This window comes from Rhodococcus sp. Leaf225, from assembly GCF_001426145.1.
Taxonomy (GTDB): Bacteria; Actinomycetota; Actinomycetes; order Mycobacteriales; family Mycobacteriaceae; genus Rhodococcoides.
Window position 1 is genome coordinate 133,804 of sequence record NZ_LMRN01000019.1, and the last position, 19,203, is coordinate 153,006.

Consider the following 19,203-nt stretch of genomic DNA (forward strand, 5'->3'; position numbering starts at 1 on the left):
CGTCACCGACGAAGTACGAGAATGCCGTTCACGTCGGAGACGACCGAGTAACCGTCCGCGAGAGCTGCACTGATCGCCGTGTTGTCGCCCGACTCGTCCTTGGGCCACCCGGCGGGCCGGCCGATGTTCACGACGATCCAGTCCGGTGTCGTGGAATCGGTCTCCCGCTGCGGGAACACCGAGACGGGGTGGTCGGACACGAACTGTGGGACCAGGTTGTTGGAGGCCGACACGCGGTCCCCTGGCGGTATGGATGCCGACACGGCTCTCGCGGTGGTCACCTGCGGGTCGACGCGCCACCCCTCGGCGTCGGCGAGCCGAGCCAGCGGCTGGAAGGGCAGCGCGACCAGAGCGACGGCGGCGACGGCGGCGAGCACCACCCTCTGGGCACGCGGTGACAGGTGCATGTCACGCCGACCGCGGATGAGTGCATCGATCAACGCGGCGAACAGGATCGGCATCAGGATCGCGTTGTAATGGAAGATAGGCTTCCAGAAATTGGTGTTGTCGCTGAGGAACCGCCATGCGACGGTGGGTACTGCCACCAGCGTCAACGGTGACCGCAGTGCTGCGAAGCCGGTGACGGCCAACAGCAGCAGCACGGTCGCGGCGCGCGAGTCCCCGCTGACGAGACCGTGTGTGGTGTCGGCGATGCCCTCACCGAGGGGCGGAAGTTTCGAGCCCTGACCGTAGGCGTCGTCGGCGCTCAGCAGCGGTATGACCACCGTGATGGCCAGCACGATCCACGCCGCGCCCCACGCGGCCGTCGCCAGGCCCAGAATCCGTGTGCGGCCCGTGGTCCACCAGGCGATCAGGGCGCCGATCACGATGACGGTCAGCCCCATGTCCTCCTTGACGAAGACGAGCGGGAGCGTCCACGCCACCGCGGCACGCCAGTGCCCCTGGCCGAGCGCTGCCATGGCGAAGGCCAGCATCGGGACGCCGAAGGCGATCTCGTGGAAGTCGAAGTTCAGTGCCGACTGCAGGCCCCACGATAGTCCGTAGCCGAGGGCCACCACGATGCCCGCGACGGTGCCGAGGCTGCGGCACGCCCACCGGGAGAGGGGCACGACACCCACGGCGAACAGGACGCCCTGGGCGATCAGCAGGGTCTCGGGGACAGGGGCGAGTCGATAGAAGGGCGCGAGCAGTGCGGTGATCGGAGAGAAGTGATCACCGAGCGTGTTGTAGCCCGTGCCCAGCAGATCCGACGTCGGCGCGTCGAGGCGTGCGTACGAGGCGATCTGTTGCACGAAGATGCCGAGGTCGAAACCGGAGGTGCGCAGCTGGTGCTGACCGACCACGGACAGTGCGCTGTAGAGCGGGGCGAGAAGGAGGAAGGCGATCGCCGGGACCGCGATGTCCGCGCGGCGGGCGCGACGCAGCATCTCCTGCGGTCGGCGCGCCCCGCCGGACGGGGCGGCCGCTGCAGTCTCCGCAGAAGGTCTGGTTGCCGTCACAGGAGATAATTTCTACACGAACTTCGTGTGATCAGGCTGTGAACGCGAGGTGTGGCCGCCCCGGCTCAGCACGTCAGCGGCTCACCGCCTTGGTGTAGCGGTGGATGGCGAACGGTACGAAGACGACCAGGATGAGGATCGACCATCCCACCGTCGCGAGCACCGGGTGTTGGAGTGGCCACGCGTCCGGAGGCGGCATCGTCGGGTTCGTGTTCCCGAACAGCACCCGGCTCGCCTGCGTGATGGCGGAGACAGGATTCCACTCGGCGATGGGTTGCAGGATCCCGGGCAGATCCTGACTCTGCACGAACGTGTTGGCGATGAACGTCAGCGGGAAGATGACGATGAAGCTGGCGTTGTTGAACACCTCGGGCGTCCGGATCCACAGTCCGATCACCGCCATCACCCAGGACAGTGCGTAGGCGAAGAGCAGCAGCAGCCCGAATCCCGCCGCGGCCTCCCAGAACGACGACCGGATGCGCCAGCCGACCAGCAGACCGGTCAGGGACATCACGACCAGGCTGATGACGTTGATGACGATGTCGCTGCTGGTCCGTCCGACGAGCACCGCGGACGGAGCCATGGGCAGGGAGCGGAAGCGGTCGATGATGCCCTTCTGCATGTCCTCCGCGAGCCCGAGGCCGGTCCACGTGGACCCGAAGATGACGGTCTGCGCGAAGATGCCGGCGATGAGGAACTCGCGGTAGGACATGCCGGGGATCTCGATGGCCGACCCGAAGATGTACGCGAAGACCAGGACGAACATGATCGGCGACAGCAGCGTGAAGACGATGAGGTCGGGGACGCGCTTGATCTTGATGAGGTTGCGTCGGGCGATGGTCGCGCCGTCGCTCAGCGCCGTGGTGGGTGAGTTCATCGGGCCGTCTCCTGTCCGCTGGGCTGCTGATCGGCCGCGTCGGGCCGGGTCGACGTCTGGCCGGTGAGAGTGAGGAAGACGTCGTCGAGGCTGGGCTTGCCCAGCGAGGCGTCGGCAGGGGTGACGCCGTTCTCGCGGAGCAGGACCAGCGCGTCGACGAACGTGGTGGTCCCGTCGTCCGCACCGACCGTGAGCCGCCGGGACGCGGCATCGGAGGTGACCTGACCCGGTGCGAAACGCTCCATGACGCCCTGCGCCGTCGTCAGATCGCCGTCCGTGTCGAAGGCGAACTCCAGCCTGGCTCCGCCCACTCGCGACTTCAGTTCGTCGGCGGTGCCGCGCTCGATGACGCGACCACGATCGATCACCGCGATCTCGTCGGCCAGCTGGTCCGCTTCCTCGAGGTACTGGGTGGTGAGGAGCAGGGTCGTCCCGCCCTGCACCAGTTCCTCGATCACCGACCACAGCTCGAGGCGGGCGCGAGGATCGAGCCCGGTGGTGGGCTCGTCGAGGAAGAGGACCGGTGGATCGGCGACGAGGGCGCCCGCCAGGTCCAGGCGTCGGCGCATCCCACCCGAGTAGCCCTTGACCGGCCGGTCGGCCGCCTCGACGAGGTCGAACCGTTCGAGCAGTTCACGTGCCCGATCACGGCTGCGCTTCTTCCCGAGGTGGTACAGCCGGCCGACCATGTCGAGGTTCTCGAAGCCCGTCAGATACTCGTCCACCGCGGAGTACTGCCCCGAGACGCCGATGCGTGAGCGGAGTTCCGCCGCGTCGGCGACGACGTCGAGGCCCGCCACCCGTGCGGTGCCGGCGTCGGCCCGCAGCAGTGTGGTGAGCACGCGGATGGTGGTGGTCTTCCCGGCTCCGTTGGGCCCGAGCAGTGCCATGACCGTGCCCTCGGGCACCTCGAGATCGAGACCGTCGAGTGCGTCGACGCCCCCGTACCGTTTGACGAGGCCGACCGCGCTGATGGCAGTGGCACCCGAACTGCGTGAGGCCATGAGACTTCCCTTCCGGACGTGACACGACGATGCGCCCGTCGGATGTGACTCGGCCGAGCGTCGGAACTCATCACAGCACGCAGGTACGACACGGTCGGGTTTCCGCGGAGTCCGCATCGGCTACTCCCTGTGCAGGTGACGCGCGGCCTGACTCGGTCGGCGCGCACGGCTCATGAAGAGGGGTACAACGTGTCCGAGTACGACTACGTCATCGTCGGTGGAGGAATGGTGGCCGACAACGCCGCCAAGGGGATCCGCGAGCACGACGAGAACGGCACCATCCTCGTCGTCGGCTCCGACGTCGACGGTCCCTACACCCGCCCCGCGCTGAGCAAGAAGTTGTGGACCGACGCGGAGTTCACCACCGACGAGGTGCCGTTGGGCACCGAGGAGACGGGTGCGACGCTGGTGCTGTCGACGACGGTCACGTCGATCGATCGCGACGCCCGCACGGTGACCACCGACAAGGGGGACACCCACCACTACGGATCGCTGTTGCTGGCGACCGGGGCGACCCCGACGACGCTGGACCTGCGTCCGTCCGAGCGGGTCGTCTACTTCCGCACCTTCGCGGACTACCGGCGCCTGCGGGCGCTGGCGACGGAGGGCACCCACATCGTCGTGGTGGGCGGTGGTTACATCGGCACCGAGATCGCCGCGGCGCTCGCGCAGAACAAGGTCACCGTCACCCTGGTGAGCAGTGACGACGTGGTGGGCGGCCATATGTTCCCCGCGGACCTCGCGTCGGTGTTCCAGCAGGACTTCGAGGACCACGGGGTCACGGTCCGCACGGGTGTCAAGGTCGACTCCGGTGCGCAGCAGGGCAATGCGGTGTCGCTGACCCTCAGCGACGGTTCCACGATCGATGCCGACGCGGTGGTCTTCGGGCTCGGCGTGACGCCGAACACCGACCTCGCGGAGCAGTCGGGGCTCGACGTCGACAACGGCATCGTGGTCGACGAGTTCCTGCGCACGGCGGACGAGCACGTCTACGCCGCGGGCGACGTCGCCAACTACCCCGACGCGATCCTGGGCCGTCGTCGCATCGAGCACGTGGACAATGCCAACAGCATGGGAAAGACGGTCGGCAAGATCATGGCCGGCTCCACCGAGCCGTACACGTACACGCCGTACTTCTACTCCGACGTGTTCGACAACGGTTACCAGGCGGTGGGCACGATGAGCACCGACCTCAGGACGGTCGAGGACTGGAAGACGCCAGGCAAGGAGGGTGTCGTGTACTACCTCGACGACGACTCCGTGCTCCGCGGTGTGCTGATGTGGAACGTGTGGGAAGGACTCGACACCGCGCGCGAGATGCTGAAGAGCGGCGAGAAGCGCGACGACGAGTCCCTGCACGGCGCGATCTGACGACCACCCTCACCCCGCCGCGTCGGCGGGGTGAGGGCGTCTCAGTACTGCACCAACGGGTCCGCGCGCCGCAGGTCCTCCACCGAGACCGCGCGGCCCGCGGCGTCGGCGAGGGGAACGCGCCAGTTCCGATACTGGGTCTCGTTGGTTCCCGGCTGGTTCTGGATGCGGTGCTCGCCGACCATGTCCACCAGTGCCACTCCGATCAGCAGGGACGGGCTGCGCTGGATCAGCCGGTACAGCGCCGCGACCGTCTCCCCGGTGGACGCACCGTCCGCGAGCAGGCCACGCTCGCGCGCGAGGTCCAGCACGGACTCACGCTGTTTCTCGTCCTGCGCACGCTCCTCGTCGACGGCTCTCTCGAGGAGGCCGAGCCGCGATCGCAGATCGATGTGCTCACCCGCCAGGTACCCGGCGGTGGGCGGCAGGTCGTGGGTGGTCACCGAGGTCAGGCACAGCTCGCGGTACTTCTCCGGGGCGATGGGGCCGTCGTCGTCCCGCTCGAACCACAGGATGGACGTGCCCAGCACGCCCCGCTCGGCCAGGTAGTCCTGGACGACGGGTTCGAAGACGCCGAGGTCCTCACCGATGACCACGGCGCCGGCCAGTTCCGCCTCGAGCGCGAGGATGCCGATGAGCGCCTCGTGGTCGTACGTGACATAGGTGCCGCCCGCGGGAGTCTCGGCATCGGTGGGGATCCACCAGAGCCGGAACAGTCCGAGGATGTGGTCGACCCGCAGCCCGCCCGCGTGCTTGAGCACGGTGCGCAGCATGTCGCGGAACGGTGCGTACCCGAGTTCGGCCAGCCGGTCGGGCCGCCAGGGTGGCTGGTTCCATTGCTGCCCTTGCTGATTGAAGTCGTCCGGGGGAGCGCCGACGGTCACGCCCTCGGCCAGTGCGGAACCCAGGGACCAGGCGTCGGCACCCGAGAGCTGCACTCCCACAGCCAGATCGTGCACGACACCGATGGCCATTCCCGCCCGGTGCGCGGTGGCCTGCGCCTCGGCCAGCTGCTCGTCGCAGATCCACTGGAGCCAGCTGTGGAACTCGATGCGATGCGCGAGCTTCGCCTGCTGCCGCTGGACCCACGGCGTGCCGGGGGCGGCGGCCTTCGTCTGCCATCGCGTGTCGTCCGGCGACAGCTTCTCCGTCAGTGCGCACCACGTGGCGAAGTTGTGCAGGCCCACGCCCTCCGCGGCGCGGAACTCGTCGAACGCGGCCTGGCGGGACGCGCTCCGCGGAAAGAGGAAGATCGCTTCGAGCGCACGGAGTTTCGCGCGCAGCGACTTGTCCCTGTCCAGATCGTCCGTGCGACCGTCGGCGCGGTGCAGTCGGCGCGCGGTGTCGCGGATGCGGGCATACCTGTCGCGCGGCAGCATCGCTGTCTCGCGGATGTTCTCGACGCGGATGTAGAGCGGATTGAAGAATCGACGGGTGGTCGGCAGATAGGGCGAGGCCTCGATCGGTGGCCGCGGCGCCGCGGCGTGCAAAGGATTGACCAGGACGTAGTCCGCTCCGTGCTCGCCGCCCAGGATCGCCGCCATGTCGGCCAGATCGGCCAGATCGCCGATGCCCCACGACTGTGCGGACCGGATGGAGTAGAGCTGCGCCAGCACGCCCCATCGTTGACGATCGGACAGTGCCTCGGCGGTGGACAGACGGGCCGGCGTGACGACCAGCGTGCACGACGCCTCGAGACCGTCGTCCCCCTCCGCGCGCAGCGTGTGCCATCCGAGCGGGAGATCGACCGGGACGGCGAACGTGGCTCGGCCGACGAGGGCGCCGTCGATCTCGCGGGGGTCGACCCAGACGTCCTGCTGAGCCGCCTCGCGCGTGCCGCCGTCCTCGAGCTCGACGGTGACCGTCACGGACGTCCCGTGCGGCACGTGGACGGGAACGTGGTGGTCCTTGCCGGACGTGACCACGACGACCGCCGGCACGGTGCGCCGCCAGGGTGCCTCGTCGTGATCGACGATCGCGGTCTCGATGTCGTCGTCGCTGTCGACGGGCACGTCGAGCGCCGTCAGGACCGAGCGGAGGGTGGATTCACCGACGTCGCGGCGGGCCTTGTCCCACCCCTCGTACGACGTGGCGACGCCGTGGAGCCCGGCGAGGTGGCGTAGTCGTTCGATGTTCGTCACGCTTCGATGGTAGTGCCGCGCGGGGGTGGCCGCGGACGTGAGAACCGTGTCCCGACTCGATCTGGAACACTGGTGGCACCTGCAGAATCGGTGGGGGAGGTGGAGAACGGTGACGAGTGACCCCGCGGACGTGCGTGCCCGTCGAGCGGACACCGTGCGGACCATCGCCGAGTCGACGCGCATCGAGTCGGACCGGTCCGGACGCGCTCACGAGCCGCTGTCCGACCGCGCCGCGCTGCTCGTCGCGCTGGGTCGTCTCGACGAGGAGACGCGCGGCATCGCGCTCGCGCGCCTGCGCGCCGGCCGGAAGTTCCCCGCACTGGGCGGATTCGGCACCCTGCGGCTGATCACGGAGGAGCTGCACTGGATCGACGGTCGCACGGTCGTACTGCGCACCGGGCCCACGCGCCTGGCTCTGCTGCAACGGCACGTGCTGCTCGAACGTCGACTGGGGTCGTACCGCACGCGGTTCGTGATGAGTTCCGGTCACTACGCGTCGGGGGTCCGCGCGATCCGCCGGGAGCGGCGCGAGGGCATCCACCTCGACGTCGACCAGCGCACCGCCCTCTTCGAGGCGTTGCGGCACACGCCGACTCCGCTCGGTGTCGGACCGGGTCCACTCTCGCGAGCCCGAGGGATCCTCGGCGGCGCCGCGGCGGAGCGCCTCGACACGCTGCACGCGCGGGGCGCCGACGTCGTCCGCACCCTCGCGGGCACGGACGCGGATCGGTTCGCCGATCGCTACGACACCCTGCTGTTCCTCGCCGGGATGTACCACGACCGGATCCTCTCCTCGCGGATCTGGCGCTCGGACCTGTTCGCGGTGGCCCGGGCGCAGCTCGACCCGGGAACCGAACTGGTGCAGATCGCGGTGGACGTGGTCGCACTCGCCCAGTTGGACGCGGAACTCACCGCGGCCTTCGAGGCGCAGGGGGACACGGTGGACGAGGAGGGTCGACGCGAGGTGCTCGTGCGCCGAGCCGATCTCATCCCGGTGTGGGATCAGGTGATCGACCGGGTCGCAGCGTTGTCACGCGTGGTCGACGAGATCGCGGTGGCGGAGATCGAGCACCGGAGCCTGGACGCCGTGCAGCGCACCGTGGGCCTCGACCAGCGCATCGACGATCTCATCTCCCGGTCCGGTACGCGGGAGATCTCGGCCGACAACACCCATTCGGTGTCCGATCAGATCTCGCGGGACACGCTCTGACGTGCGCCCGTGCCTTCGTCCTGTTTGGAACGAGTCGGATCGGTGAAAGCACGGTAGTACGCGGTCGACCTCTGAGCGCGTGACCCGCGCCGGAAGGACGACCTCCATGCCAGCAGTACTCGAACGCGCCCGTATCGTCGCGCCACCGGGATGGAGCCGCTGGCTCATTCCGCCGGCCGCCCTCGCGATTCATCTCGCGATCGGCCAGGCCTACGCGTGGAGCGTGTTCAAGGCCGCCATCTCCTCCGACACCGCCATGGGACTGAGCGGGACGATGACCGCGATCCCGTTCCAGCTGGCCATCGTCATGCTCGGCCTCTCCGCAGCCGTGCTCGGGACGAAGGTGGAGACGCACGGTCCGCGGTGGGCCATGACGATGTCGCTCCTCTTCTTCTGCTCCGGGCTGCTCATCTCGGCCCTCGGCATGAGCCTCGACCAGTTCTGGTTGGTGATCGTCGGATACGGACTCGTCGGCGGCATCGGCCTCGGCATCGGGTACATCTCCCCGGTCTCCACGCTGATCAAGTGGTTCCCCGATCGCCCGGGCATGGCGACGGGTATCGCGATCATGGGATTCGGCGGCGGCGCCCTGGTGGCCTCGCCCCTGACCACCAAACTCCTGTCCGCGTACGGCGGCAACACCGATGCCTCGATCGCCACGACGTTCCTCACGCTCGGCCTCGGCTACGCCGTCTTCATGGCGCTCGGCGTCGTGCTGATCCGGGTTCCCGCCGACGACTGGAAGCCGGCCGGGTGGACGCCACCGCAGACCCCGGCGGGTCAGCACACCGCACGCGTGTCCGCGGCGAACGCCGTCAAGACCCCGCAGTTCTGGTTGCTGTGGATCGTGTTGTGCTTCAACGTCACCGCCGGCATCGGTATCCTCGAGCGCGCCGCGGGCATCTACACCGACTTCTTTCCCGACCCCACTGCCCCGGAATCCGTGGTGGCAGCGGCCGCGGGCTTCGTCGCGTTCCTCTCGCTGACGAACATGCTCGGCCGGTTCGTGTGGTCGTCGGTGTCCGACCTGGTGGGTCGCAAGAACATCTATCGTCTCTACCTCGGTGTGGGCGCGCTTCTCTATCTGTACATCTCGCTCTTCACGAACACGAACAAGGTCCTGTTCCTCGTCAGCGCGATGGTCATCCTGTCGTTCTACGGTGCAGGCTTCGCCACGGCGCCCGCCTACCTGCGTGACCTGTTCGGTACCTATCAGGTCGGTGCCATCCACGGACGACTGTTGACGGCCTGGTCGGTCGCGGGCGTGCTCGGACCACTGATCGTCAACGCGATCGCCGACCTCGGCGAGGAGGGAACCACCGGACGGTACGTTCCCGCGTTCGTGACGATGATCGTCCTGCTCTCCATCGGCTTCGTCGCGAACGAACTGATCAAGCCCGTGGATCCGAAGTACTCGGAGCCGGACCCGGAGGCGACGACGCCGGGCACTGCGACCGACGAGGGTACGAACGACAAGAACGAGGCGACGGTATGAGCGAGACGAAGCAGGGCGCGCGTGTGCCCGTCGTGGTGGTGTCCTGGCTGTGGGTCGGGGTTCCCTTCGCCTGGGGTGTCTACGAGCTGATCCTCAAGGCCAAGAACCTCTTCGGTGCGTGATCGGAGCGTAGATCTCTGGCCTCGCCCGCCTGTGCTGCCGCGCCCCGTGATCATGGACCAGCGGTGGGAACGCCTCGTGTTCCTGCACTGGCGTGTCGCCCCGGACGTCGTCGCGCCGTTGCTGCCTCGCGGCATCGTCCCCGACACGATGGACGGGTACACCTATGTCGGACTGATCGGCTTCGAGATGGTGGGGGCCGGGTTGGGGTACGGCCGACCGGTACCGCGACTCGGAACCTTCGGCGAGATCAACGTGCGGCTCTACAGCCGCGACGGTGACGATCGCCGAGGGGTCGTGTTCCGTTCTCTCGACGCCACCCGTGCCGCAGTGGTGCTGGCCACGAACGCGGCGGGGGTGCCGTATCGCTGGTCGCACATCGACATCGTCGACGACGGTGATCCTCGGAACCGGGTCGTCGGCTACCGCTCTCGGCGACTGGCACCGCCGCACCGTGGTGCGACGACCGACTTCACCGTGTCCCCCGGCGACACCGACATGTCCGACGATCCGCTGTCGGTGTTCCTCACCGCTCGGTGGGGGATGCACACGTCCGTCGCGGGCCGACCCGTCTACGTCCCCAACACCCACCGCCGGTGGCCGCTGCGCGCGGCGACCCTGGTGCGCTGCGACGACCAGCTCATGGCCGCGGCGGGCGTGGGGGACCTGGCCGCCCGCCCGCCGGACTCCGTGCTGTATTCCGACGGTGTGCGAACGCAGTTCGGGCGTCCCTACGCCGCGACACCGGTACGCGACTAGATCAGTCCGTGGCGCGGCGGGTGCGCCCCGGTGAGCGCGTACCGGCCGACGTGTTGAGTCTTCCATCGCACAGGGTCGTGGAGCGTGTGGGTCCTCGCGTCGCGCCACAGCCTGTCCAGCCGTAGAGAGGCTGCGGCACTGCGAGTTCCGCCCGCGTCGAACAGTGCCGTGGTGGCGTCGAGGGACGCACGCGCCGAGGCTACCTTGGCCGCTGCTGTCGCGATGGAGGCCGCCGCGGCGCTGTCCGGTGTGAGCTCGCGCTCGGCCACGTCGATCGCCTCGCCGGCCTCGCGCACGAGCGCCTCGGCCCCGCGCACCCCGATCTCCACCTCGCCGAACTGCTGCAGCAGCAACGGATCCCGGTCGGCCGTCGCCACGTCGGCGTCCACCGGAGGGCGAGCGACGACCACGACGTCGCGAGCGGTGTCGACGGCGGCGCGGGCGATGCCGGCATCGATGGCGGCGTGCAGCAGCTGAGCGCGCGCCCCGTAGGTGGTCGCGTCGTCGAAGAGGGCGGAGTACGGCACGAGGGAGTCGGCGGGCACCACGACGTCCGTCAGAGTCACGGTGCCGCTGGCCGTCGTGCGCTGCCCGAGCCCGTCCCAGTCGTCCTCGACGAGCACTCCGGGCGCGTCCGCCGGGATGTAGGCCAGCACCTTTCGGCTCTGATCACCCTGCTCGCCGGGGCCCGCCTGCACGCCGCGGACCACCAACCAGTGTGCGAAGAGCGCGCCCGTCGAGTAGTACTTGGTGCCGTTCAGCGACGAGGTGCCGTCCGGACGGGACGTCACCGTGGTCCGGTCGACCGCGATGGAGGGTGTGCCGCGCTCGCTCTGGGCGTTGGCGAAGCGGCGACCGGCGAGGGCCTCGGCGAAGAAGCGTCGCTGTTGCTCCGTCGATCCCTGTCGCCGCAGCGCGTCGAGGAAGGTCATGTGGCTCTGCGGTATCTGCGCGATGCTGGCGTCCCCGCGAGCGAGCGAGAGGAACACCGAGGCGAGGGTGCGCGCCGAGACCGGCCTGCCGCCGAACTCCGCGGGCACGGTGATGCCCAGCAGGCCCGACGCGGACAGCAGGTCCAGTTCCGGGCCGGGCAGCCGTCGATCGCGGTCACGTTCGATCGCGGACGGGGCGATCTTCGCCCCGAGCGCGGCGGCGACGGCCAGCGCAGCGTCGTCGTCGAGCACCGGCGGCAGGGTCTTCGGGCCGGGTTCGGTGGTCATCGGGCGGGGAGGAACGGGGTGTGGCCGGTGGCGCGTGCCGCGGCGCCGCCGGAGAACAGTCCGCGGCTGCGCAGCTGGGGGATGACACCCTCGCCGAACCAGTACAGCTCCTCGAGGTGTGGATAACCGGAGAGAACGAACTCGTCGATGCCGATGGCCGCGTACTCCGCGATGCGATCGGCCACCTCGGTGTGGCTCCCGACGAGGGCCGTTCCCGCCCCGCCGCGCACCAGGCCGACACCGGCCCACAGGTTGGGGGAGATCTCGAGTGCGCGCGGGTCCTTCCAGGACCCGGTCCTGCGGCTCCCCTCGTGCAGAGCGAGCATCGCGCGCTGGCCCACCGACTCGCTCCGCGCCAGGTTGGACTGCGCCGTCGCGACGGCGTCCTCGCCGAGCGCCTCGACGAGCGCGCCCGCCTGTTTCCATGCCTCCTCGGACGTATCGCGGGTGATCACGTGCAGACGGATGCCGAAGCGCACGGTGCGTCCGCGCTCGGCCGCGAGTCCGCGGATCCACTCGATCTTCTTCGCCACGGCCGTGGTCGGCTCACCCCACGTGAGATAGACGTCGGAGTGGTCCGCCGCCACCGGGCCCGCAGCGGGAGAGGAGCCGCCGAAGTACAGCGGAGGCGTGGGGTCGGGGAGGAACGGCAGCGACGCGTCCTCGACCTGGATGTGCGTGCCCTGGTGCGTCACCGACTCGCCGCGCCAGAGGCCGCGGACGATGGTGAGGAACTCGTCCGTGCGGGCGTACCGCTCGTCCTTGGACAGGTGATCGCCGTACTGACGCTGCTCGTGAGCCTCGCCCCCGGTGACGACGTTGAGCAGGAGTCGGCCGGGCGCATGGTTGCTGAACGTCGCCGACATCTGCGCCGCGAGGGTCGGGCTGATCAGACCCGGTCGGAAGGCGATGAGGAATGCGAGCTTCTCGGTCTCGCGGGCGAGCATCGCCGTGGTGAGCCACGCGTCCTCGCACCACGCGCCGGCCGGGGTGAGTGCACCGGTGAAGCCGAACTCCTCGGCCGCGCGGCCGATGGACGACAGGTACCCGATGCTCGCGCGACGATCTCCGCCCGCGGCGCCGACTCGCATGCCGTGTCCGCCGCCGACGATCGACCTGCTGTCGCCGTAGGTGGGAAGGAACCAGTGCAGGGCGAGAGAAGAGTTGTCGAGGGTCACTCGTCCCACCGTAGGACCGTCGCGGCGCCCCGCGAAGCGTTGGAATCAGGGCGATTCTTGGCGTGTCAGCCCCGTGCCACGAGGAGGGGAACGGTCATCTCGACGTCGGTCAGGGAGCCGTGATGGCCGGGCAGCGCCGACTGGTTCGGTTCGGCCCCGCGGCGGATCAGGGCGCCGTCGCCGAGAGCCAGAGCCAGGACGTCACCGATGCACGCCGCGACGTCGGGGCGCACCGACGGCCCGAACCAGCCCCGGGAGACCGCATCGTCGCGGCCCACCACCAGGTGGTCCGGACCCAGGGTCTCCCGCCAGGCATCGAGCACCGTGGCAGCGGCGCCGGCGTCGGCGAAGACGTGGCGCGCGCGGGGTTCGCCGCAGATCATCCGGACGTCGGCGGTGAGTGCGGGCGTCGCGTCGATGTCCACGCGGGTGCCGATCTGCACCATCCCGTGATCGGCGGTGACGAGCAGCGCTGCGTCGGAGGGCAACTCGCCGAGGATGCCGGCGACGATGGTGTCGACCTGAGTCAGCTCGTGGCGCCACGCGTCGGAGTCCGGCCCGCGCACGTGGCCGGTGAGGTCGAGTTCGGACCAGTACGAGTAGACGAGTGACCGCTGGCCGCGCCGCAGCGCGCGCGAGGTCTCGGCGACGAGATCGCCCGCGGACACCGACGCGGAGAAGTCCCCGCCGCGCAGTACGGCGCGGGTGAGCCCGGACTCGCGCTGGTAGGACGGCGCGATGCGAGTGACGGACACCCCGTCCGCCGCGGCGCGCTCGAACACGGTGTCGCGAGGTTGGAACTGTTCCGGAACGAGCTCGGCGAGCAGATCGACGCGGGGTCCCTGACCGTGCAGACGCCAGTGCAGCGGATTCATCGGACGGTCGAAGCCGGGCACGGCGGTGAGGTAGCCGACGATGCCGTGCTCACCGGGCGTGCGTCCGGTGCCCAGTGACGCCAACGACGTCGCGGTGGTGGACGGGAACGTGGCGGTGACGACCCGCTCGGTGAGCGAGGAGAGTGTCGGCGCTGCCGAGGCGTGCGCCGCCAACTGTCGAGCTCCGAGGCCGTCGACCAGTAGTACGCAGACCCGCCGGACCCCGGACAACCCCAGCCCGACGGTGTCGGACTCACCGGGGACGCCGAGTGCGCCGAGCACCGACGGCAGAAGATCGGACAGGCTGTCGCCGCCGTAGCGCGGAGTGGTCACCACACATCGAAGGCTATCGGCAGCACCCTTATCGTCAGTCGAAGAGGCTGTCACCGGTTCCGCCGGCGAGGTCGGTCCCGAACAGGTCGAGCTGGGAGCCGGACGACCGCGTCGGTCCGTCGACGCGGTCGGCGGCCAGACGCCGGTGCGCGGACGTGAGGAGCGCGGAGGTGGTGCGCCAGACCCGCGCATCGAGACCGGCCGACGCGGCGACTCGCGGATCGGTGTCGTCGAGCGTGCGATCGAGGGCGGAGAGCTCGCACTCGCGCGCCACGTCCAGGAAGCGGACGACGCGCGTGCGATCGTGTCCGCACGCGTTCAGCACCTCCTCGACGTCGATGTCGGCGCCGCGCTCCCACACTGCCTCGGCGATCGCGCGCAGTGCCTCGGGAATCGCCGGACCGCCGTGCTCGTCCGTCCCGTCACCCGCGTCGTACTCGGGCGTCGGTTCACCGAACGCGTCGAGGTAGGGCCGCGCCCCGAGCCCGGCCCGGAGATGCTCGGCGGCCTCGCCGGCGAACTTCTCCATGACGGCCAGCATGTCGGCCACGTGCTGCGGGACGAACGGCACCACCGTGACGTCGATGGTGGCGACGATGCGATCCTCGTCCAGCAGCACCTTGACGTGCGGCCACCGGCGATTGACGTCGTTGACGACCGACAGTGCTCGCGCCTCGTCGGTGACGCCGGCCGCGAGCGGCGCGAGGATCTGTACGAACGGTGCCTCCGGGGTGGGGCACAGGTAGAGCCAGGCCGGCCCGAGACGGAACGGGTAGTCGCCGTCCTCGTCGGGGTGCGGCACGAACCCGAGGATGTGCAGGAGCGTCTGCTCGATGATCTCGAGACGGGCCTCGGGACCGGACGTGCGGACCGGCCGCAGCGGGTCGAACGGGACAGGGTCGGACGGCGGCGCGTCCTCGGGGTCCGTGGACGACGCGCCGAACCGGTCCTCGATCACGGGGCCGCACAGGTCACCGTCCAGCTCGAGGAACGACGGATGCGGGACACCCCACACCGAGTGCAGGACGCGGACAGCGGCGTCGGCGAGTTGGTCGGCGTAGCGCCGCGGGCGATCGACGAACCAGTTCACCGGCTCGTCGTCGCGGCGAGCGGTGTGCGGGAGCGACGGCGGCGGGGCGAACCCGAACTGCTCCAGCAGTGCGCGCCCCTCGGACGTCCACCGGCGGTGCTCGGCGAGGTACTCGTCCGCCAGCACCTCGCACCGGACCGTCTCGTCGTCCCATCCGTAGAACTGCAGGCACGGCGGAACCGGATCGGAGTCGGCGTGCGGGCACGCGAGCACCAGAGAGTGTCCCGCCGGCATCCCGTCGAGGTGATCGGCGAGCAGGGTGCGGAACCGGCTCCAGGCGGCCTCGGGCGAGAGGTCGACACTGTTCAGGTCGTTCATGGGGCGACCGTAACGCGGCCCACCGACACGGTGTCGCGAGTCCCGGCTCACACGGTCAGATCGGCGTACTCCTCGTGCGTCTCGACGAAGTGGTGCACGTAGGAGCACGACGGGACGATCTTCAGCCCCGCGGCGCGTGTGTCGTCGAGTGCGTGACGCACCAGGACGGCCGCGAGTCCGCGGCCGCGGAACTCGGGAAGCGTCACGGTGTGGTCGAAGTCCCGGACCGTCGGATCGGTCTGCCGATACTCGGCGTAGCCGGCGACCTCCTCACCGACGAGGATCTCGAAACGCTGACGATCGGGATGGTGCTCCACGCGGGTGTCGTCTGTGTCTGCCATGGACCGAACCTACTCGCCCGCGCCGGGACGAGGGCCCGTGCTTCCGAGGGCGTCCAGCAGTGCGCGTTCGTAGGTCGCGAACTCCCGCGTGGTGGCGGTCTCGGCGCGTCGCGGCCGCGGCAGATCGATGCTCACGTCGGCGACCACCCGCGCGGGCCGCGGCGACAGCACGACGACCCGGTCCGACACCTGCACCGCCTCCCGGATGTCGTGGGTGATCATCAGGACCGTCCAGCGGTACCGCTGCCACACCTCCTGCAACCAGTCCTGCATGGCCGTCCTGGTCAGCGAGTCGAGAGCGCCGAACGGCTCGTCCAGCAGCAGGACGTCGCGTCCCTGCACGACGGTCCGGAGCAGTGCGGCCCGCTGCCGCATCCCGCCGGACAGCGACGAGGGGCGTGCGTTCTCGAAGCCGTCGAGGCCGAAGACCGGGAACAGGTCGCGGGCCCGGCGCCGCGCCTGCGCCCTCGGAACCCCCTGCACCTCCAGCCCGAGTGCGGTGTTCGCGAGAACCGAACGCCACGGGAACAACAGATCCTTCTGCGGCATGTACGCGCAGCGCGGTGTCACCACGGTGCCGCTGTCCGCGTCGTCGAGACCGGCGAGGAGGGTCAACAGCGTGCTCTTGCCGCAGCCGCTCGGGCCGACGATCGACACGAACTGTCCTCCCTCGACGGCGAGGTCGATCCCGTCCAGTACCGGTGTCCCCGGGTAGGACTTGCGCACCGAGGTCAGCTCCAGAACAGGATCCGTCATCGCGTTCCCTCCTTCGCCGCGAGCGCCCACGGCGCGAGAAGCCGCTCGGCCACGAACGTGAGGAGGAAGAGTGCGATGCTGCACACCGCCGTGACCACGACCGCGGCCAGCACGAGATCCGTGCGGAACGCGTTCTTCTGCTGCGCCATGTAGATGCCCAGACCCGACGTGGCGCCGACGTACTCGGAGAAGACGGCACCGACGACGGCGTAGGTGATCCCGATGCGGAGCGCGGTGAAGAAGCGCGGCAGCGCGGACGGGAGCCGGACGTACCGGAACTGTTGTCGCCGTGACGCTCCCATGCTGCGCAGCAGTGCGTCGGACTCCTTGTCCGCGGAGGCGAATCCCTCGATCAGGCCGAGGGTCATCGGGAAGAACGTCACCAGCGCGATCACCAGGAGCTTGGGGAGGATGCCGAATCCGAACCAGATGATCATCAGGGGAGCGACGGCGATGACCGGCAGTGTCTGCGACACCACGAGCAGGGGAACGACGGCGCGGCGCAGCCACGGCGAGAAGTCCACGGCCGTGGCGATGATCCACGAGATCGTCAGGGAGACGGCGAAACCGAGCAGAGTGACCTGAATGGTGGACGATGCGTGACCCGCGATGACGGCACGGTTCGTCCAGCCCTGATCGACGACGCGGGCGGGGGAGGGGAGTACGCGCGGCGAGATGCCGCTGACGACCACGTACACCTGCCAGGCCGCCACGAGGCCCGCCGCGAGCAGCAGCGCCGGCGCGTACCGCCCCACCCGTCCGCCGCGCTCAGCCCTGATCGAGGTACTCATCGGTGAAGTAGGTCGACCAGTCGGGCTCGGTGGTCAGCGGTGCGCCGTCGGGCCCGGCCAGGACACCGGCGTCGAACAGGAACTTCGAGTACCCGGACCATCGCTCCAGGGTCTGCGTCCCGACGCGGCCGTTCTCGTCGAGCATGTAGTCCTCCGCCAGCATGCGCTGACTCTCGACGACCAGGTCCTCGTCGGGAAATGCTCCCGGGTTGGCGTCGATCAGATCGCGCGCGCCCGCGTCGGGATCGTCGGCGGCCTTCTGGTAACCCTTCTGCAAGGCCTGCACGAACTGTCGCGCCTGTTCGGGGTGCTCGGCCATCCACTCGTCACCGCCGTCGACGACGATCGCGTACGAGTCGGGGAAGCCGAAGTCGGTGTAGTCGAAGTACGTCATCGGGGTTCCGGCCCGCTCGGCCTCGAGACCCTCCCACGCGAAGTAGGAGACGGTGAAGTCCGCGGTACCGGAGTAGACCGCCTCGTACGCGGACGTCCCGAGCACCACGGTCTCGAAATCGCCGGTGCCACCGTCGTTCTCGATCACCTTGCGGAGGGTGGCCTCCTCGCCCGCATCGCCGAACCCGGCGTAGGTCCGCCCGTCCAGGTCGCGAGGGCTCCGGATGTCCTGCCGGTCGGCGCGGACGCCGATGCCGGTGGCCCAGTGCTGCAGCGGCGCCATCACCGAGGTCACCTTCGCACCGGCAGCGCGGGCGTAGGTGGCGGAGCTGTGGAAGCTGATCCCGAACTCGGCGTTGCCGGAGTCGATCAGCGTGTCGGGGGACGTCGAGTTGTACGGCAGGATCTCGACGTTCAGCCCGGCGTCCGCGAAGTAGCCCTCCTGCTGGGCGACGAACAGGCCCGTGTGGTTCGTGTTGGGTGTCCAGTCGAGCGCGAAGCGGATCGTGTTCGCGTCGGAGGCATCGGACGTGGCGCAGCCCGCGAGACCCGCGGCGGCGACGAGCGACACGGTGAGCAGAGCCGCGACGCGCCCGACCCTCGTGTGCCGCGCCCTCATGCGTCCGACCCCGAAGCAGGCCAGGGCACGGTGTTCAGGGCGGTGTCCCAGAACAGCAGTTCGTAGCGCATCGCCACGACGAACGCGTCACTCATCCGCTGTCGTTCGGCCGGGCCGGCCACCTCGGCAGCCGCGTCGACGAGCTCGCGGGCGCGCGCGGCGGAGGTCTGGAAGTCCTCGGCGTCGTACGTCGTCACCCACCGGGCGTACGGGTGGTGCGGATCAGCGTCGAGCACGGCGCGGGCCGAGGCCGCGAGTCCGCGGCCGACCTCGGCGTAGATCCAGAAACAGGGGAGCGCGGCCGCGGCGCCGACGGCGTAGGTGTCGGTCGCCGCCGTCGCCGTGAGGAACGAGACGTACCCGAGGCACGCCTGGCTGTGCTCGACCGGCGTCTCCGACGGACCGCCGAGTGCGACGTCGGCGAGAAGGCCGGTGTGCAACGACTTCTCGACCGTCGCGGCCGTGGCCGCCGACGTGGCCCAGAACGCTCCGGCCTCCGCATCGACGGCGCGCGAGGACAGGAGGGCCAAGGCCTTCGCGTATCCCTCGAGGTAGAGGCCGTCCTGCTCGATGTACGTCCGGAACGACGTGGTCGGCAGGGTGCCGTCGCCGAGTCGGGTGAGGAACTCGAGGTCGTCGATCCGGGCCCGCAGGCCTGCCGTGCGGTCCCAGAGGAGGTCGGTGAAGCGTGTGAGGTCGGCTGCATTGGTGGTGGAGGCAGCGTCGACCGCATGGTCGTACGGCGTCATGGCCGTGACATCCCTTCGTCAGAATTACCTGCATCAGGTTCTCGGGTGTGGTCTCAGCCTCGCGACGCGAAGCACCCCGTGTCAGAACTCGCCGACCATAGCA

The 19,203-nt window shown here is 69.5% G+C and carries 18 protein-coding genes and 1 riboswitch; of the genes, 5 read left to right on the plus strand and 13 right to left on the minus strand.

What is annotated here, in order from left to right; genetic code table 11:
* Nucleotides 1–2: 2 nt before the first annotated feature.
* The 3 genes from ASG69_RS13120 to ASG69_RS13130 form a co-directional block, all read right to left on the minus strand.
* Complete coding sequence (locus ASG69_RS13120) at nucleotides 3–1,460, minus strand: DUF2079 domain-containing protein (RefSeq protein ID WP_056448380.1); 1,458 nt, start codon at nucleotides 1,458–1,460, stop codon at nucleotides 3–5.
* A gap of 73 nt (nucleotides 1,461–1,533) precedes the next feature.
* Nucleotides 1,534–2,337, minus strand: coding sequence for an ABC transporter permease (locus tag ASG69_RS13125; protein ID WP_056448383.1), 804 nt, complete (start codon nucleotides 2,335–2,337; stop codon nucleotides 1,534–1,536).
* Complete coding sequence (locus ASG69_RS13130; RefSeq protein WP_027504945.1) at nucleotides 2,334–3,341, minus strand: daunorubicin resistance protein DrrA family ABC transporter ATP-binding protein; 1,008 nt, start codon at nucleotides 3,339–3,341, stop codon at nucleotides 2,334–2,336. The genes ASG69_RS13125 and ASG69_RS13130 overlap by 4 nt, the downstream gene beginning before the upstream one ends.
* Before the next feature lie 189 nt (nucleotides 3,342–3,530).
* Here ASG69_RS13130 and ASG69_RS13135 point away from each other — a divergent pair, with 189 nt between their 5' ends.
* Nucleotides 3,531–4,712: an NAD(P)/FAD-dependent oxidoreductase gene (locus ASG69_RS13135; RefSeq protein WP_082544681.1), complete on the plus strand. Its 1,182-nt coding sequence runs from the start codon at nucleotides 3,531–3,533 to the stop codon at nucleotides 4,710–4,712.
* Nucleotides 4,713–4,753: 41 nt separating this feature from the next.
* Here the strand turns inward: ASG69_RS13135 and malQ are convergent, their stop codons facing one another.
* Entirely contained in the window at nucleotides 4,754–6,853 is a 2,100-nt protein-coding gene (gene malQ, locus ASG69_RS13140; RefSeq protein ID WP_056448386.1) for a 4-alpha-glucanotransferase, read from the minus strand.
* Nucleotides 6,854–6,962: 109 nt separating this feature from the next.
* On the opposite strand from malQ, the gene ASG69_RS13145 reads away from it, so the two are divergent.
* From ASG69_RS13145 to ASG69_RS13155, 4 genes are all read left to right on the plus strand, one after another.
* The gene (locus ASG69_RS13145) at nucleotides 6,963–8,063 is read left to right on the plus strand and encodes a hypothetical protein (RefSeq protein ID WP_156380525.1); all 1,101 of its coding nucleotides are present in this window, start codon (nucleotides 6,963–6,965) and stop codon (nucleotides 8,061–8,063) included.
* Nucleotides 8,064–8,169: 106 nt separating this feature from the next.
* The gene (locus ASG69_RS13150; RefSeq protein ID WP_051613185.1) at nucleotides 8,170–9,558 is read left to right on the plus strand and encodes an OFA family MFS transporter; all 1,389 of its coding nucleotides are present in this window, start codon (nucleotides 8,170–8,172) and stop codon (nucleotides 9,556–9,558) included.
* Nucleotides 9,555–9,680, plus strand: a complete 126-nt coding sequence (locus ASG69_RS23260; protein WP_261770158.1) for an MFS transporter small subunit — start codon at nucleotides 9,555–9,557, stop codon at nucleotides 9,678–9,680. Before ASG69_RS13150 ends, ASG69_RS23260 begins: the two co-directional genes overlap by 4 nt.
* A gap of 52 nt (nucleotides 9,681–9,732) precedes the next feature.
* Nucleotides 9,733–10,437 (plus strand): YqjF family protein, encoded by a 705-nt coding sequence (locus tag ASG69_RS13155; protein WP_056448558.1) that lies wholly within the window; start codon nucleotides 9,733–9,735, stop codon nucleotides 10,435–10,437.
* Here ASG69_RS13155 and ASG69_RS13160 read toward each other — a convergent pair.
* From ASG69_RS13160 to ASG69_RS13200, 9 genes are all read right to left on the minus strand, one after another.
* Nucleotides 10,434–11,657 carry an SfnB family sulfur acquisition oxidoreductase gene (locus ASG69_RS13160; protein WP_056448395.1) on the minus strand — a complete coding sequence of 408 codons (1,224 nt, stop codon included), beginning with the start codon at nucleotides 11,655–11,657 and terminating at the stop codon, nucleotides 10,434–10,436. The two genes, ASG69_RS13155 and ASG69_RS13160, sit on opposite strands and share 4 nt — an antisense overlap.
* Nucleotides 11,654–12,835 (minus strand): LLM class flavin-dependent oxidoreductase, encoded by a 1,182-nt coding sequence (locus tag ASG69_RS13165; protein ID WP_056448397.1) that lies wholly within the window; start codon nucleotides 12,833–12,835, stop codon nucleotides 11,654–11,656. Before ASG69_RS13165 ends, ASG69_RS13160 begins: the two co-directional genes overlap by 4 nt.
* Nucleotides 12,836–12,900: 65 nt before the next feature.
* A complete protein-coding gene (locus ASG69_RS13170) occupies nucleotides 12,901–14,046 on the minus strand; it encodes an alkaline phosphatase family protein (protein ID WP_235578955.1) in 1,146 nt (381 codons plus the stop codon).
* Between the two features lie 31 nt (nucleotides 14,047–14,077).
* Nucleotides 14,078–15,451: a T3SS (YopN, CesT) and YbjN peptide-binding chaperone 1 gene (locus tag ASG69_RS23085; protein WP_056448399.1), complete on the minus strand. Its 1,374-nt coding sequence runs from the start codon at nucleotides 15,449–15,451 to the stop codon at nucleotides 14,078–14,080.
* A gap of 47 nt (nucleotides 15,452–15,498) precedes the next feature.
* Entirely contained in the window at nucleotides 15,499–15,792 is a 294-nt protein-coding gene (locus ASG69_RS13180; protein ID WP_027504953.1) for a GNAT family N-acetyltransferase, read from the minus strand.
* Between the two features lie 9 nt (nucleotides 15,793–15,801).
* Entirely contained in the window at nucleotides 15,802–16,548 is a 747-nt protein-coding gene (locus ASG69_RS13185; RefSeq protein WP_056448563.1) for an ABC transporter ATP-binding protein, read from the minus strand.
* Entirely contained in the window at nucleotides 16,545–17,339 is a 795-nt protein-coding gene (locus tag ASG69_RS13190) for an ABC transporter permease (protein WP_056448406.1), read from the minus strand. Before ASG69_RS13190 ends, ASG69_RS13185 begins: the two co-directional genes overlap by 4 nt.
* Nucleotides 17,317–18,351 carry an ABC transporter substrate-binding protein gene (locus ASG69_RS13195; RefSeq protein ID WP_056448409.1) on the minus strand — a complete coding sequence of 345 codons (1,035 nt, stop codon included), beginning with the start codon at nucleotides 18,349–18,351 and terminating at the stop codon, nucleotides 17,317–17,319. The genes ASG69_RS13190 and ASG69_RS13195 overlap by 23 nt, the downstream gene beginning before the upstream one ends.
* Nucleotides 18,348–19,100: a TenA family protein gene (locus ASG69_RS13200; RefSeq protein ID WP_056448412.1), complete on the minus strand. Its 753-nt coding sequence runs from the start codon at nucleotides 19,098–19,100 to the stop codon at nucleotides 18,348–18,350. Before ASG69_RS13200 ends, ASG69_RS13195 begins: the two co-directional genes overlap by 4 nt.
* Nucleotides 19,094–19,189, minus strand: a riboswitch (TPP riboswitch). It overlaps the preceding gene by 7 nt.
* Nucleotides 19,190–19,203 lie beyond the last annotated feature (14 nt).